The sequence below is a fragment of the Sphingomonas sp. genome, assembly GCF_042091075.1.
Lineage (GTDB): Bacteria > Pseudomonadota > Alphaproteobacteria > Sphingomonadales > Sphingomonadaceae > Sphingomonas.
On sequence record NZ_JBELIE010000074.1, the window covers coordinates 1 to 15,198 of the forward strand.

Below are 15,198 nucleotides of genomic sequence, written 5' to 3' on the forward strand. Positions count from 1 at the left end.
TGACGGTACCAAAAACCGTTGCCTTACCGCTTGGCGACGCCCCAACGAGCCCGCGCGCTTAGCGCTACGCGGGCGAAGGTTCAACCAATACGTCGCAGCCAATGGTGCGGATCGGCGGCGCGGCCGCGCTGGATAGCGGTCAGGCGATCGAGGAAGCGCGCGGTCAATTGGCCGGTGGCACCGCTGCCGATCGTGACGTCGTAATCCGGCCCCGCGGCACGCCCGATCGGCGTCACCACCGCGGCGGTGCCGCAGGCGAAGCTCTCCACCAGGCGACCGCTCTCCGCGTCGGCGCGCCATTGATCGATGGCATAGGGTTCCTCACGCACCGTCAGCCCTTCGTCACGCGCGATCGTCAGGATCGAATCGCGCGTGATGCCCGGCAGGATCGTGCCGGTCAGCGGCGGGGTCTGGATCGAGCCGTCGTCGAATACGAAGAAGATGTTCATGCCGCCCAGTTCCTCGATCCAGCGGCGCTCCGCCGCGTCGAGGAACACGACCTGATCGAAACCGCGCCGGATCGCTTCCTGCTGCGCGACGAGGCTGGTGGCATAATTGCCGCCGCATTTCGCCGCGCCGGTGCCGCCGGGCGCGGCACGGGTATAATCATGGCTGACCCACAGGGACACCGCGCGCGCGCCACCCTTCCAATAGGCGCCGACCGACGATGCGAGCACCATATAGAGATATTCGGCAGACGGCTTGACGCCCAGGAATGCCTCGGACGCGATCATGAACGGCCGCAGGTACAGCGAGCCGCCATCGATGTCGGGCATCCAGTCCCGCTCCGTCAAGACGATCTGTTCGACCGATTCGAGGAACAGTTCCTCGGGCAGATCAGGCATCGCCATGCGCTGCGCCGAGGCATTGAAACGGCGCGCATTCGCCTCCGGGCGGAACAGCGCCAGCCCGCCGTCTTCGAGACGATACGCCTTCAGCCCCTCGAAAATCTCCTGCGCATAGTGAAGCACCGACGATGCCGGATCCATCGTCAGCGGCACACGCTGCGTGATCCTGCCATCGTGCCAGCCGCGCGCCTCGCTATAGTGGAGCACCACCATGTGATCCGTGAACACGCGGCCAAAGCCCGGGTCGATCAATCGCGCCGCTCGCTCATTGACGGGAACCGGGGACGGATGCGGCTCGAACGCGAAGTTCACGAAACCTCCAATACTGATCACGGCGGCCCGGGCACGAACCGCCCTTTGCCGGGTTGCGGAGGCCTAGGGCGGATGGCAAAGCCGGTCAACATGGCTGCCACAACACCCTCCGCCTCCCCGCTTTTCCTGCGCGAATCCGAAATTCGGCGGGGAATCGAGCTACTTTATTTCGGCAACAGCCATATCACGCGATCAATCGATCGCGGGCTCGCGAAGCAGGGACTGGGCCGGGCACACCACCGCGCGCTCTATTTCATCGCCCGCAAGCCCGATATGCCGGTCAGCGATCTGCTGGCGCTGCTGGCGATCACCAAACAGTCGCTGGGACGTGTTCTGAACGAGCTGATCGAGCGCGGCTTGCTGGAGACGCGGCCGGGCGAGCGGGATCGGCGGCAGCGGCTGTTGCGACTGACGGCCGAGGGCGTCGCGCTGGAAGCAAGCCTGTACGAGGCGCTGCGCGAACGGCTGTCGGCGGCCTATTCGCGCGCCGGGCAGAATGCGGTGAGCGGCTTCTGGGCGGTGCTGGAGGGATTGATCCCGGCAGAGGAAATGTCGCGGGTGGAAGGGCTGCGCGGATAATCGTCGTCGGTGCCGACACGATAGCGTCCGCCATCAGCGCAGCACCGTCATTGCCCCCCGCGCGCCGCCGCCGCCATCTCGGCCCCGCGCTGCGCGACCGCCCGAAGCGTCCGCTCGAAAAGGGCGCGCAATGCCGCGTCCTGGTCAAGCACGTCGAGCCCGGCGCGGGTCATCCCCCCGGGGCTGGCGACCGCATCGGCCAGCGTCGCAGGGGAGCGATCGCTCCCCGCCGCCATCGCCGCCGCGCCCTCGACCGTCGCCAGCGCGATCCGCAGCGCTTCCTCCGGCGGGACACCGATCGCCACCCCCCCCGCGGCAAGCGCATCGATCACCCGGAAGAGGAACGCCGGGCCGGTGCCCGACAACGCGCCGGCGGCATCGAAGCGCGCGGCATCGTCGAACCATTCGACCAGCCCCAGCGGCGCGAGCAGCCGATCCACCACGTCGCGCACCGCAGGGGGCGCGGCGGGCGCATGAACCGCGACGACGCCGCGGCCCAGTTCGACCGGCAGGTTCGGCATCGTCTGGATCGGCACCGGGCCCGGAAACGCAGCGCCGAGCGTCGCCGGATCCACACCCGCCAGCATCGACAACAGGATCGGCGCGTCAGCCACGGCAGCCGCATAGACGGCGGACGCCTCCGCCAGTTGCTGCGGCTTGATCCCCAGCACGACCATGTCGGGCATCGGCCCCGCCGGCAGCGACCGGGCCTGGCGCACGCCGGGCGGCAGGGCACGATCGCCGCGATTGACGACGTCGACATCCTCGCCGGCCACCACGCCACCCGCGATCCACGCGCGCAACATCGCCGATGCCATGTTGCCGCACCCGATCATCCATAGCCGCATCGGACGGGTCAGGCCTCGCCCTGCGTTTCTACCATGGCGGCGGCGATCGCCTCGGTGGGCGTTTTCCCGCCCCACAGGACAAATTGGAACACCGGGTAGAAACGCTCACATTCGTCGATCGCCGATTCGATCAGCAATTCGGCGGTGGCGAGCGACATGGTCGCCTCCCCATCCCGCGCATCGATCATCGTGGCGTTGCGATACAGCAGGATGCCGCTGTTCGACCACAGCTCGAAATGCCCCATCCACAGCTGTTCGTTGACCAGCGCCAATGTCTCGTGGATGCGCGCCCGCCCCTTCTCCGCGACCTTCACGTCGGGAAGAGCCAGGAATTGCAACACCCCATCCTCTTCGCGCCACAGCGCCCGCAGCTCATATTCGGTCCAGCTGCCCTTCACCGTGGCGGTGATCTCGTCATCGTGGCGGTCGCAGGACCAGCCATGCGCGAGAAAATACGACTCCAGCATGTCGAGCGGCGCGTCCGGCTCGCTGTCGTGATCGGCGTGGTCCAGCATAGGGTCCTTATCGCATGCCGCCGCGGCGGCGTCAGCCCGCGTTTTCAGACGCGGATGCGGTAGTGGGCGACGTCTTCGCCGCCAGCGCGGCCTCCAGCTTCTCGACCCGCGCGCGGAGCGCGTCCGCTTCCTCGCGCGCGGCAACGGCGATCGCCTTGACCGCGTCGAACTCGTCCCGGGCGACGAAGTCGAGCCCGCCGATCCATTCGCGCACACGCTCGCGCGCGCCGGCCTCGGCCTCGCGTCCCATACCGGCTATCGTGCCGGCGGCACCGTTCAGCAGCTTGGCGACGTCGCCGAACAGATGATTTTCGGTCTGCATGTCGAGATGTCCTTATCGGCTATGCGAATCAACCGATCATCTGGGACGCCGCGACCGGCTGCACAACCCCGTCGGCATCGGGGTTCAACTGTCCGATCCGCCAGTTGAGCACCGCCGCGAAGCCGAGCCAGACCATATAGGGGACGAGCAGCCACGCCGCGATCCGCCGCACCTGCGCGAAGACGAACGTCGTCAGGATCGTCAGCCCCAGGATGGCGATGATCAGCAGCAGCGCCGCCGAAATTCGATGCGCACCAAAGAACAGCGGCGTCCAGACGAGGTTGGCAACCAGTTGCGCCATGAACAGCGCCACCGCCAGCGAGCGCAGCCGCGCGCCCCGCGCGCTGAGCACCAGCGCCAGTGCCAGCCCCATCATCACGTACAGGATCGACCAAACGACCGGGAAGACCCAGCCGGGCGGGTTCAATTCGGGCTTGGTCAAGGCCATATACCATTGGTTCTCGTCACCGGACGGCACCGCGCGCCCCGACAGAAAGCCCAGCAGCAGCACCAGCGGAACCGCGATCGCGGCCCAGCGGATGAACGACATCCTCAATTGTCCCTTCGATGCTACCGTGCCCAACGTTCCGAATCTCCTCCGACAACGAACGCTCAAAACAATCGTCTCGCCTAGGTGCCCAATCCACGTCGATCGGTAAATGGCGCAAAACCTCTGGCGCATGATTGTTTCAGTAGCGGTGCACCGCGATCAGATATTCGACATTCCCCTCCGGGCCGGTGATCGGGCTTTCGACCATTCCCTCGACGCGCCAGCCGGATCGCGTGAACCAGTCCGCCACTTCATCGCATACCCGCGCGCGGATCGCCGGGTCGCGCACCACCCCGCCCTTGCCGACTTCGGCCCGGCCCGCTTCGAACTGCGGCTTGATCAGCGCCATCGCCCGCCCACCCGCCCGGACGAAAGACAGTGGCGTCGTCAATACCTTCGCCAGCCCGATGAAGCTGGCGTCGCAGACCACCAGGTCGATCGGCTCGGGGATATGGGTGGCGGTCAGGATGCGCGCGCTGGTCTGTTCATGGACGACGACACGATCGTCCTGGCGCAGCTTCCACGCCAGCTGGTTGGTGCCGCTATCGACCGCATAGACGCGGCGCGCGCCCCGCGTCAGCAGAACGTCGGTAAAGCCGCCGGTCGAGGAGCCGACGTCGATCGCCACCAGATCGGCGACGGACCAGCCGAAATGATCCAGCCCGTGCGCCAGCTTGATCCCGCCGCGCGACACCCAGGGGTGATCACGTCCACGCACGTCCAGAATCACGTCGTCCGCAACGGGCTGGCCAGGCTTGTCGACCTTGCGATCGCCCGCGAACACCAATCCCGCCATGATCAGCGCCTGCGCGCGAGTACGCGACTCGACGAGCCCCCGGTCCACAAGCAGTTGATCGACACGTTGTTTGGCCATGGCGGCGCTATCGTCAGTCGCGGGCCACAGAGCAAGCGCAGGAGCATGCCACGCTTCGTCGCGCCTGCGCCTCCTCCCGCGTCAAATGCTGCGTCGCACGATTGCCCACGTATCTAGTAGGATATAAAAGCGACTCAGAGGCTGCGGCGTGTTCGACCCCTAGACCGTCTGCCGCAGCCTCGCCCCTCATGTTCGCCGGTGCGTGCCGGCGACCCGACAGGAGACGCGACATGGCACGTTCCGCGTTCGAGCTTTCGGTCCAGCCCACGATATTGACTGTGCCCGGCCTGGGAGGATCCGGCCCATCGCACTGGCAAACTTTGTGGGAGCGTAACCGCCCCGATACCGCCCGGATCGAGCTGGGGATGTGGGATCGCCCGCATCGCAACAGCTGGGTCACGAAGATCGATCAGGCGGTGTCGGCGGCGCGCGCGCCGGTGATCCTGGTCGCGCACAGCCTCGGCTGCGCGGCGGTGGCGTGGTGGGCATCGCTCAGTCCGCAACCCTATGGCTGGCCGGTCGCAGGGGCGTTGCTGGTCGCGCCGGCGGATGTCGATCGCGTCGATGTCGCGAGCGAACTGGCCACCTTCGCGCCGGTGCCCAAACAGCCGTTGCCCTTCCCCTCGATCGTCGTCGCCTCGACCGACGATCCGTGGGTGACGATAGAGCGCGCGCACAGCCTGGCGGTCGAGTGGGGCAGCCACTTCGTCGATTACGGACCGCATGGGCATATCAATGCGGCCAGCGGGCTTGGATACTGGCCCGAGGGGCTCGACTTGCTAAGCCGGGTGCTCGAAGCCTCGGCCGGCCCGCATGGCGAGGCGCGCAGCCCGGGGGACGCACGTGCGATCCTCGCACAACCGCGCGCGACCCATCACGAGGTCCGTATCTGAGGCCACGGCACCGCCGGACAGGGCCGGAGGACGCCCCTGCCCGGCTGGCCCGCGGCGCATGGCCCGCGGCAGGGCGTTCCAACCAGCGCCATGGAGCGGCTCAGGCGCCCGCGCCGCCGGCCTCCTCCAGCCGCGCCGCCAGATAGCGTGTCAGCGCCGCGACATCGGGCAGATCCGGCGTCGCCACAGCATGCGGCAATTGCAGCGCGTCCTCCGCCGCCGCAAGCGTATCGTCGACATCGCCGCGATCCATCTTCAGGAAGCGTCGGAGCGTATCCTCCGGCCGTGGCACGACGCCGGGGCCGTACCACGGCACCAATACCGAGCGGACCACCGGCGCGACACGCGGGTCAACATTGGCGAATATCGCGTCGAAGTCCTCCACCGTCCACGCCGCCCGCTCCGCCACCGCGCCCCGCACCCGGCGCAGCATCGCATAATTGGCGTAGAGCATCGCGACGACGTACAGCCCCGCCAGCGCCGCAACCTTCTGCCAGCCGGTCACGCGCGGGCGATCACCCCGGCTTCGTTGTAGCGCAGCGCCGACAGCACCGTCTTCACGATCGCCTCCGCATCCAGCCCGGCCTCGGCATATTGCACATCGGGCTTGTCCTGATCCTGGAACAGGTCGGGCAACCGCATCGTGCGGATCTTCAGCCCGGCGTCGGTCAATCCCGTGTCCGATGCCATCGTCAGCACATGCGCGCCCAGCCCGCCGACCGCATTCTCCTCGATCGTCACCGCCACCTCATGCGTGGTCAGCAAGCGCCGGATCAGCGCCTCGTCGAGCGGCTTGGCGAAGCGCAGATCGGCGACGGTGGTGGACAGGCCCTTGGCGTCGAGCACGTCCGCGGCCTTCAGCGCTTCCGACAGCCGCGTGCCGAGTGACAGGATCGCCACCGACTTGCCCTCGCGCACGATCCGACCCTTGCCGATCTCCAACCGCTGAGGCGTTTCCGGCAGCGCCACGCCGGTGCCGCTGCCGCGCGGATAGCGCACCGCGATCGGCCCCGAATCATGCTCCACACAAGTATGGACCATGTGAACCAGCTCGGCCTCGTCCGCCGCCGCCATCACGACGAAGTTCGGCAGCGTCGCCAGATAGGTGACGTCGAAACTGCCGGCATGGGTCGCGCCGTCGGCGCCCACCAGCCCCGCCCGGTCGATCGCGAAACGGACTGGCAGATTCTGGATCGCCACGTCATGGACGACCTGGTCGTAGGCGCGCTGCAGGAACGTCGAATAGATTGCGCAGAACGGCCGCATGCCCTGCGCCGCCAGCCCGGCCGCGAAAGTAACGGCGTGCTGCTCCGCGATGCCGACATCGAAGAATCGCTCCGGATGGGCATGGGCGAACCGATCCAGCCCGGTGCCCGAAGGCATCGCCGCGGTGATCGCGCAGATGCGCCGATCCTGGTCCGCCGCCTTGCTCAGCGCCTCGCCGAACACATTCTGGTACGCTGGCGGGCCCGGCGGCGCCTTTGCCTGCGCGCCGGTGATGACGTCGAACTTCTGCACCCCGTGATATTTGTCGGCGGCCTTTTCAGCCGGGGCATAGCCCTTGCCCTTCTTCGTCACGACATGGACGAGGATCGGTCCTTCCTCGGCATCGCGGACGTTTTCCAGCACCGGGATCAGATGATCGAGGTTATGCCCGTCGATCGGCCCCACATAATAAAAGCCAAGCTCCTCGAACAGCGTGCCGCCCATCGTCATGCCGCGGGCATATTCGTCGGTCTTGCGCGCCGCGGTGTGGAACGGCCGCGGCAGGCGACGCGCGAACTTGCGCATCAGTTCGCGCACGCCCAGAAACTCGCGGCTCGATACGATCCGCGACAGATAGGCGGACAGACCACCGACCGGCGGCGCGATCGACATGTCGTTGTCGTTGAGGATCACGACCAGCCGGTTGCCCGCCGCCTCGGCATTGTTCATCGCCTCATAGGCCATGCCCGCCGACATCGCGCCGTCGCCGATCACCGCGATCGCCTTGCCGGGCGCCCCGCTCAGCTTGTTGGCGGTGGCAAAGCCGAGCGCCGCGCTGATCGAGGTCGAACTATGCGCCGCGCCGAACGGATCATATTCGCTCTCGCTGCGCTTCGTGAAGCCGGACAGCCCCCCGCCCTGCCGCAGCGTGCGGATACGATCGCGCCGCCCGGTCAAGATCTTGTGCGGATAGCATTGGTGCCCGACGTCCCAGATCAGGCGGTCACGCGGCGTATCGAACACATAGTGGATCGCGACGGTCAGTTCGACCACGCCGAGCCCGGAGCCGAGATGCCCGCCGGTCGTGCCGACCGCGGAAATCGTTTCCTGTCGCAACTCGTCCGCCAGCTGTCGCAGCTGGTCGGCCTTCAGGCGGCGCAGATCGGTGGGCGTTTCGACCGTGTCGAGCAAGGGCGTTTCGGGGGCATCAGCCATCCCACCGGGATAGCTGCGCCGAATCAATATGTCGATTACCGCAATTAACTAAGCCTCGACAAAAGCACGCTGCTGCGCGTCAGTCAGCCCCGCCGAGCGGTTCGAGGCAAGCCGCGCAGGAGCCGCGCACTTCGATCACGGGCCGCACCGGCGCGAAGCCCGACGCCGCCGCCACGTCGCGGAGCGCGCCGGTCAACTGATCGTCATCGACATGCGTCGTCATGCCGCAACGGTCACACACCAGGAAGATGCAATCGTGCCGGCAGCCGGGATGCGCGTTGACGACATAGGCATTCGCGCTTTCGACGCGCTGCGCCAGATTGGCCGTCACGAACAGGTCGAGAATGCGATAGATGCTGTTCGCCGCGATCCGGCGCCCCTGTGCCAGCGACACCGCCTCCGCAATGTCATAGGCCGATGCGGGTTTGGCGAATCGCGACAGCGCCGCGAACACGCTTTCGCGCATGGCGGTCCATTGCTCGCCGCTCGCTTCCAGCGTGCTCCGCGCCGCCAGCAGCAGCGCCTCGCCCTCAGGTTCCTGATGCCGATGCCCCATGATGGACGTAAATCTAGGGGCCCGTTAGCGGCGCGGCAAGCACCCGGGGAGCGATCGGGTTCAGGCGGGCTCTTGCCGGTTAAACAGATGAGCCAGCGCCAGTACCGAAACCCCCACGATCGTCAGCGCACTCTCCATCAGGTGATGCGCCCCATGCGACACCACCAGCGCACTCGCCATCAACGATAGCCCGCTCGCGCCCAGCACCAGCGGTAGCGCGCGACGGTGACGCCGCACGCCGCGCACGAACGCGATCGCGCCCAGCCCGATCGCCAGCACCAGGCCGATTTCGTGAACGAGTGGACTGCCCAACAGGCCGCCCGCGGTGGAAAGCGCCACCACCAGGAACGTCGTGGCGAGGCAATGTACCACGCACGCCGCCGACAACCACATCGCCCAGCGATCCAAACGCCCTATCGGGCCGGGAGGGGGCAGACCGTTCGCCATCCGCGCTCCCTTATGCTCATCCGCTCGATGTTACAATATCACATGACAGTTTATTTCGGCCCGTGCTTTTGATTGCGGCGCATGACGGCGCTACACGGCCGGGATGCGTCACGTTCTCGATGTCGATCGTTCCATCCTCGGCCAGCCCTGGCGCTGGCGTGCGCTGGCGGCGGATCAGCGCGATATGACGATGACCGACGATCTGCTGACGCAATTGCTGCTGGCGCGGGGCTGCACGCGTGAAACGCTGGAGGAGCATCGCACCCCCTCGATCCGCGGCTTCATGCCCGATCCGTCGGTGTTCCGTGACATGGATCTCGCCGCGGCACGGCTTGCCGATGCGGTCGAACGCGATGAGCGGATCGCGATCTTCGGCGATTACGATGTCGATGGGGCGACCTCGTCGGCCCTGCTGGTGCTGCTGCTGCGCCGCCTGGGGCGCGAGGCGCGCGTCTATATTCCCGATCGTCTGACCGAGGGCTATGGCCCCAATGCGATCGCGCTCGAGCGGTTGGCGGCGGAGGGGGCGACGCTGATCGTGACGGTCGATTGCGGCGCGCAGGCGTTCGACGCGCTCGCCGCCGCGCGCAGCGACGTGATCGTCGTCGACCATCATCAATGCGCCACCCGGCTGCCGCGCGCGCATGCCATCGTCAATCCAATCCGCCGCGACGAAGCCGTGGAAGCCGCCGCTCACGGGCATCTGGCCGCGGTCGGGGTCGCCTTCCTGCTCGGCGCGGCGTTGCTGCGTGAGTTGCGACGGCGAGGTGCCTTCGCAACCCGCGAGGAGCCACGGCTGCTGGATCTGCTCGATCTCGTCGCGCTCGGCACCGTCGCCGATGTGGCGCAGTTGCGCGGCCTGAACCGCGCCTTCGTCGCGCAGGGGCTGAAGGTGATGGCACAGCGCCGCAACATCGGCATCGCGGCGTTGATCGAGGCGTCGCGACTCACCCGCGCGCCGACCGCCAGCGATCTCGGCTTCGCACTGGGGCCGCGCATCAATGCGGGCGGGCGGGTCGGCCGCGCCGATTTGGGTGTACGATTGCTGACCACCGAGGATCCGGCCGAAGCGCGCACGCTGGCAACCGAGCTGGATCGTTTGAACGAGGAACGCCGCGCGATCGAGGCGATGGTGCAGGAAGGCGCGGAAACGCTGCTGTGCCAGGATCGCGCGGTCTGCGTCGTCGCCGGCCCCGGCTGGCATCCCGGCGTGATCGGCATCGTCGCCGGGCGTCTGAAGGAAAAGCTCGGTCGCCCGGCGATCGTGATCGCGCTGGACGAGCAAGGCATCGGCAAAGGTTCGGGGCGGTCGATCAGCGGCGTGGATCTGGGCACCGCAGTGCTGGCCGCGAAGGAACAGGGATTGCTGATCGCTGGCGGTGGGCATGCGATGGCGGCGGGGCTGACGATCGCCGCCGACCAGATCCCCGCCTTTGCCGCCTATTTGGACGCGCGCCTCGCCGACGATGTCGAGCGGGCACTCGCAGGGCGCGCCTTGCTGGTCGACACGGTCCTCGCGCCGGGCGGCGTCACCCCTGCGCTGGTCGCGGAACTGGAGGCCGGCGGTCCCTATGGCACCGGCTGGCCCTCGCCGCGGATCGCGATCGGGCCGGTGCGCGCGATCAAGGTCGACATCGTCGGCAACGGCCATGTCCGCGCGATCGTCGCGGGGGACGACGGGCGCAGCCTGAAGGCGATGGCGTTCCGCGCCGCTGACAGCGCACTCGGCCAAGCGCTCCTCGCCGCGGGGCCGACCCGCCGGCTGTGGCTCGCCGGACGCGCGAAGCTGGACGAATGGGGCAGTCGCCCGGCGGCGGAACTGCACCTCGACGACGCCGCCTGGGCGAACTAAAGCGAACGAACACCGACGAGACTTGACCGCCGCCGCCCTTTCCGCCAAGAGCCCGCCACGCCTTTTTGGCCCCTTCGTCTAGCGGTTAGGACGCGGCCCTTTCACGGCTGAAACACGGGTTCGATTCCCGTAGGGGTCACCATTCTCGCCGAAAGTGGCGAGAATCTGCGAATGTCAGCGAAAATCAATACGTCGTCAGGCGCCTTGTGCTACGAAAAGGTGCTACGAATGAGGCGTCGCATGAGTCACTCGCACCGCCGACCCACGTCTTCCAACCTGTGGTTCCGCATGGACGTGCCGCGCGATGTTCGAGAACTCGCTGGCGTCACGTCCTGGCAGAAGAGCCTGGAGACCGCGGATCCCGCGATAGCAGATGTGCGAAGGGCTTCGTACTCGGCGCACTACAAGGCGGAGGTGATCCGCCTGCGGGCAATTCTCAAGGAGCAGATCGCACGGAATGCCGATCAGCTCGTGGGGTGCGCGCTGAGTCGCATGGCAGCGTATTTCGGGTCGATGGACGTTGCCGTTTCGTCAGAACTGACCAAGATCGCCACCATCGTCCGATCTTCGTGGAGCAACGACCATGCACGCGCGGCGGAGAAGCAGCACGATGGTGAGGCGCTCACCGGCTTCTACGAAGAAGAAGGCGACGCCATTCTCGCGATTGATGGTGACGATGAGCGTCAGCGGTTCCGCCTGCGTGCGGAACTCCTCGAAGGTCGCGCGCCGCTTACCGACGGTACGTCGACCGACGGACTAGCCTATCAGGCTCTCGCCGCATCCCTCCTAGTGCGCGGCAATCTCGAAGATATACGGTTCGCCGTAAGCTACCTGCCCCATCTCGTGCCCGAGATCGATCTGTCGACGCGGGATAAGTATAGTGCGGTTGCCACGGCCTATATATCATGCCTGACAGCGCACCGATTTACGTCATGGCCTGAAGGAGCGCCCGAACTCTTCGGTCCTGCAGCGCCGCTCCCGAACACAGCGGCACCTCTACCCGCACCGCTCCCCGTGTCCCCGCCGATCAGCCACACGCTTGCGGACGCTTTCGAGCTGTGGAAGCAGGGCAAGAACATATCTGGGCCAAACAAGGCCGCTGATGAGTTCGCGACTGCCTTATCTCGATTCGAGGAGTTGTGTAAAACATCGACTCTATCGATGATCACGACAGAAATGGTGGAGTTCTTCTTACAAGAAGTCGCGCGATTACCGTCACGGGCAAAAAGAGACGTTGCCCGTCTCCCACTGGCCGAACAAATGCGCATTGCAGCTGAGAACGACCTACCGACTCTGCAGCCGCCCACAGTGGGAAAGCATCTAGCCGCCGTTCGCCGCATGCTTGCCGTTGCGAAAAGGCGTCAGTGGATCACGCACAACCCTGCCGCTGAAGTGGAAGTGGAGGGTGCGAAGTGGCAAGGCAACGAGCGTGATCACTTCTCTGACCACGACATGCAACTGATCTATGGCTCGACGCTGATGACCGATCCTAGTGCGTGCAGCGACACGATGTTCTGGATCTTGTTCATGGCCCCTTTTCACGGATCGCGGCCGGGTGAGCATTGCAAACTGAAGCCGAACGACATCGTTGAAGAAGAGGGCGAATGGGTGATGCGCTTTCGCCGCGACAAACGAGTAAGAAGCATCGGTAAGACACCGGCGGTCGCACCGCGTCGGCAGAAGACCCGCAGCTCTATTCGCGACATCCCGCTGCACTGGATCGTGCTGGAAGGTGGCTTCCTCAGCCTTGTGGATGACCAGCGGCGTCGTGGCGAGGAATGGCTGTTCGACGATCTTCGGGTCGACGCTTACGGCGACAGGTATCGGCTGCTCTCCGCAGAAATCAACCGAGCGCTCCGCAGACTCGGCATCACGGAGAGTGACAAGGCGTTCTACTCGACAAGGCATACGATGAAGCGCGAGGGCAGACGTCGGCGCATCGCGAAGCAGAGCCTCGATCAGCTCGCCGGCCATGCCAGCGGCGACGCCGGCGACAAGTACGGCCAAGGCCTGCCGATCGACATTCTTAAGCAGGATATCGATCAGCTCGAGTTCCGCAGCGTGGATTGGGACCCCGTCGTGGCCTGCGCGCGTGAACGCGTCCGACGGAGGTTGGGGCGGTAGGCCGGTAATCCCAGCGGCCGACACTACCTTCAATCAGCGGCCGCTATGGAACGCCACTGATTGACCACACCTGGTGGGAAGCGAACACGCGACCTTGCCCTTCGGATCAATCCGTCAGCCTCATAAAAGGGGAGTAGACCTTCACGCCATGGGCCTCGACGCCTGCCCGTAATTCCGGGCTGGGATCTCCCCACAGCTCTCCTTCCATGTCCACGATTTCAAAGATCGCGGCAGCGTTTTCGCCCATGTTCTCGAAGTGAGCGAGGTGTGCCTCTGCGCTTTCATATTCCTCGTAAACGACCGCCTCAGTCTCATCGTCATTCAAGAAGATGTCATATCGGATCGTCCCGGGGTCTTTTTCCCGTGCAAGCCGCATGCAATTCTCGGAAAGCCGCTTAAACTCTCCTGTTTTGCCAGGCTTGATCTTGAAGCGAGCGACAGCCTGTATCTTGCTCATCCATGCCTCCGTTGGTCTACGTCAGCAACGTGCAGAAGGCACCGAGCAGTGTCGACCAAATTTGTTGATGAACCCGAGCGACGATCGGGTTCGGCCACGGCGTCGCTGCGGCCGAATGTCCGGTTCTGGGCGATACTGGACGGTCTGCTCTATTATACCGGTCCGATGTCAGCGGCCCCTGCTCTGCCCGTCGCGCCGCCGCAGTCGCTCCGCAATCTCAGCATCCGCCTGCATCTTCTGATGTTCGCCAAGCCGCCCATATGCGGCAGCTCGCATACTATAAGCCCAAGCGTCGTCGGCTTCGCGAGCGATCGCGACGCTGAACAGGCGGACGGCTCCGGCCATATCGCCGCGGGCCATCGCGAGGACGCCTTCACCATGCAGGACGACCAAGTTTGATTCGTCGCGTGTCCTGACGGCGGCGAAATCCTGTTCGGCGCGAGCGGCATCACGGCTCCAAGCGAATGCGAGGCCACGGTTCGCAAGCGGCTCGACATTCGCTGGCTGAAGCTCGTGGGCGTTGGTGAAGTCGGAAATCGCTTGATCGAACCTTCCCGTGTCCAAAAAGATCAAACCTCGGTTCGAATAGGCCTCGGCGTTCTTCGGGTCGACGGAGACAGCTGCCGAATAGTCGGCGATCGCGCTCTCTCGTGCGCCCAACGCTTCGTGCACGAGCCCGAGGTTGTAATGCGAGGAGCTGGCGTTCGGATCGAGGCCGATCGCCGTTGCGTAATCGGCGCCTGCACGCCGATAGTCGCGCATGCGATAGTATGCTGAACCGCGAGCGGCGATCACGCTTGATCGGTCTTGATTGGGGTGCTCGGACAGCAGCCGGTTGCAGGCAGTCAGCTCATCCGTCGCGGGCCGCTCGTTCTCATAATCGTGACATCGGTCACGCAGGGCTTGCATCGGTGCGTCGACAAGTAGCTGACCGCTGAAGAACAGAAGGCCGATCCCGAGCAGCCCGTTCCAGCTCATCGATGCCCAATATCGTTTCGGTTGCTCGGCGCGGTCGAACTTCCAACTCGCACCCCGCACCATCGGCTCGATCGTGCCCGACATATAACCGCTGATCACGGACCAGAGCGCGAAGCCACCCAGCCCAATCATAAGTATCGGCACGAAGCTGGGAGATCGGGCAAATTCGGCGGCAGCAGGCGTGAAGATGAAGACGGCCAGCGCCGCCAAGCCGACCAAAATCGCAACGTTCACCGCCAGCGCGCGTGGCGACCGCCAGGTCAGATCCTCCTGCGGTTGCGTGATGTCGCGTCGCGAAGGAGATCGCGTCACGTGCCGATAAACGTACCGCGCCGGGGCGAACCCGATGATCGCGATCAGAAGTAGCAACCAATATCGGGCTGGAACGGCGTCGAACATGCGCGGCAATGCTGGCTGAACGTCACAGGCGGTGCAATGACGACGTTCGTCCGGCGCGGGTTCAGCGGTCGAGATCCCTCTTGCCAAAGTTCGCGTTACGTTCCATCTATCAATCGATGGGCGCGATATTGAACATCCTACGAGAGCTAGGTTCAGGACCCATTGATTTGAGGCGAGCGATCTGATTCAGGCTCCGTGAGGAGACAGGAATGAGCGACTTGTT

Annotated in this window: 16 protein-coding genes and 1 tRNA gene; 5 read left to right on the forward strand and 12 right to left on the reverse strand. The window is 65.5% G+C overall.

Annotated features, from left to right (window positions below):
• Nucleotides 1-80: 80 nt before the first annotated feature.
• A complete protein-coding gene (locus ACFDSW_RS09150; protein WP_375249982.1) occupies nt 81-1,160 on the reverse strand; it encodes a branched-chain amino acid aminotransferase in 1,080 nt (359 codons plus the stop codon).
• A 90-nt stretch (nt 1,161-1,250) separates the two neighbouring features.
• Between ACFDSW_RS09150 and ACFDSW_RS09155 the strand changes: the two genes are divergently transcribed.
• Entirely contained in the window at nt 1,251-1,739 is a 489-nt protein-coding gene (locus ACFDSW_RS09155; RefSeq protein WP_375249983.1) for a MarR family winged helix-turn-helix transcriptional regulator, read from the forward strand.
• Nucleotides 1,740-1,786: 47 nt separating this feature from the next.
• Here the strand turns inward: ACFDSW_RS09155 and ACFDSW_RS09160 are convergent, their stop codons facing one another.
• The 5 genes from ACFDSW_RS09160 to ACFDSW_RS09180 form a co-directional block, all read right to left on the reverse strand.
• A complete protein-coding gene (locus tag ACFDSW_RS09160; RefSeq protein WP_375249984.1) occupies nt 1,787-2,587 on the reverse strand; it encodes a pyrroline-5-carboxylate reductase family protein in 801 nt (266 codons plus the stop codon).
• Between the two features lie 8 nt (nt 2,588-2,595).
• Nucleotides 2,596-3,102 (reverse strand): YbjN domain-containing protein, encoded by a 507-nt coding sequence (locus ACFDSW_RS09165; protein WP_375249985.1) that lies wholly within the window; start codon nt 3,100-3,102, stop codon nt 2,596-2,598.
• A gap of 31 nt (nt 3,103-3,133) precedes the next feature.
• Entirely contained in the window at nt 3,134-3,424 is a 291-nt protein-coding gene (locus ACFDSW_RS09170) for an accessory factor UbiK family protein (RefSeq protein WP_375249986.1), read from the reverse strand.
• Between the two features lie 28 nt (nt 3,425-3,452).
• Nucleotides 3,453-3,974 (reverse strand): TspO/MBR family protein, encoded by a 522-nt coding sequence (locus ACFDSW_RS09175; protein ID WP_375249987.1) that lies wholly within the window; start codon nt 3,972-3,974, stop codon nt 3,453-3,455.
• A gap of 139 nt (nt 3,975-4,113) precedes the next feature.
• Nucleotides 4,114-4,848 (reverse strand): TlyA family RNA methyltransferase, encoded by a 735-nt coding sequence (locus ACFDSW_RS09180; RefSeq protein ID WP_375249988.1) that lies wholly within the window; start codon nt 4,846-4,848, stop codon nt 4,114-4,116.
• Nucleotides 4,849-5,078: 230 nt separating this feature from the next.
• Between ACFDSW_RS09180 and ACFDSW_RS09185 the strand changes: the two genes are divergently transcribed.
• The gene (locus ACFDSW_RS09185) at nt 5,079-5,741 is read left to right on the forward strand and encodes an RBBP9/YdeN family alpha/beta hydrolase (RefSeq protein WP_375249989.1); all 663 of its coding nucleotides are present in this window, start codon (nt 5,079-5,081) and stop codon (nt 5,739-5,741) included.
• 100 nt (nt 5,742-5,841) lie between these two features.
• Here the strand turns inward: ACFDSW_RS09185 and ACFDSW_RS09190 are convergent, their stop codons facing one another.
• The 4 genes from ACFDSW_RS09190 to ACFDSW_RS09205 form a co-directional block, all read right to left on the reverse strand.
• Nucleotides 5,842-6,246 (reverse strand): hypothetical protein, encoded by a 405-nt coding sequence (locus ACFDSW_RS09190; RefSeq protein ID WP_375249990.1) that lies wholly within the window; start codon nt 6,244-6,246, stop codon nt 5,842-5,844.
• Nucleotides 6,243-8,162, reverse strand: coding sequence for a 1-deoxy-D-xylulose-5-phosphate synthase (gene dxs, locus ACFDSW_RS09195; protein WP_375249991.1), 1,920 nt, complete (start codon nt 8,160-8,162; stop codon nt 6,243-6,245). Before dxs ends, ACFDSW_RS09190 begins: the two co-directional genes overlap by 4 nt.
• Nucleotides 8,163-8,241: 79 nt before the next feature.
• A complete protein-coding gene (locus ACFDSW_RS09200; protein ID WP_375249992.1) occupies nt 8,242-8,718 on the reverse strand; it encodes a Fur family transcriptional regulator in 477 nt (158 codons plus the stop codon).
• A gap of 60 nt (nt 8,719-8,778) precedes the next feature.
• Entirely contained in the window at nt 8,779-9,111 is a 333-nt protein-coding gene (locus ACFDSW_RS09205; RefSeq protein ID WP_375249993.1) for a MerC domain-containing protein, read from the reverse strand.
• 157 nt (nt 9,112-9,268) lie between these two features.
• Here ACFDSW_RS09205 and recJ point away from each other — a divergent pair, with 157 nt between their 5' ends.
• From recJ to ACFDSW_RS09220, 3 genes are all read left to right on the forward strand, one after another.
• Nucleotides 9,269-11,017 carry a single-stranded-DNA-specific exonuclease RecJ gene (gene recJ / locus ACFDSW_RS09210; protein WP_375249994.1) on the forward strand — a complete coding sequence of 583 codons (1,749 nt, stop codon included), beginning with the start codon at nt 9,269-9,271 and terminating at the stop codon, nt 11,015-11,017.
• 67 nt (nt 11,018-11,084) lie between these two features.
• Nucleotides 11,085-11,159: transfer RNA gene (locus ACFDSW_RS09215), tRNA-Glu, on the forward strand.
• A 98-nt stretch (nt 11,160-11,257) separates the two neighbouring features.
• Nucleotides 11,258-13,141: a DUF6538 domain-containing protein gene (locus ACFDSW_RS09220; protein WP_375249995.1), complete on the forward strand. Its 1,884-nt coding sequence runs from the start codon at nt 11,258-11,260 to the stop codon at nt 13,139-13,141.
• 106 nt (nt 13,142-13,247) lie between these two features.
• Here ACFDSW_RS09220 and ACFDSW_RS09225 read toward each other — a convergent pair whose 3' ends face one another.
• Both ACFDSW_RS09225 and ACFDSW_RS09230 read right to left on the reverse strand, forming a co-directional pair.
• Nucleotides 13,248-13,598, reverse strand: coding sequence for a putative quinol monooxygenase (locus ACFDSW_RS09225; RefSeq protein WP_375249996.1), 351 nt, complete (start codon nt 13,596-13,598; stop codon nt 13,248-13,250).
• Between the two features lie 168 nt (nt 13,599-13,766).
• Nucleotides 13,767-14,975 carry a tetratricopeptide repeat protein gene (locus ACFDSW_RS09230; RefSeq protein WP_375249997.1) on the reverse strand — a complete coding sequence of 403 codons (1,209 nt, stop codon included), beginning with the start codon at nt 14,973-14,975 and terminating at the stop codon, nt 13,767-13,769.
• Nucleotides 14,976-15,198 lie beyond the last annotated feature (223 nt).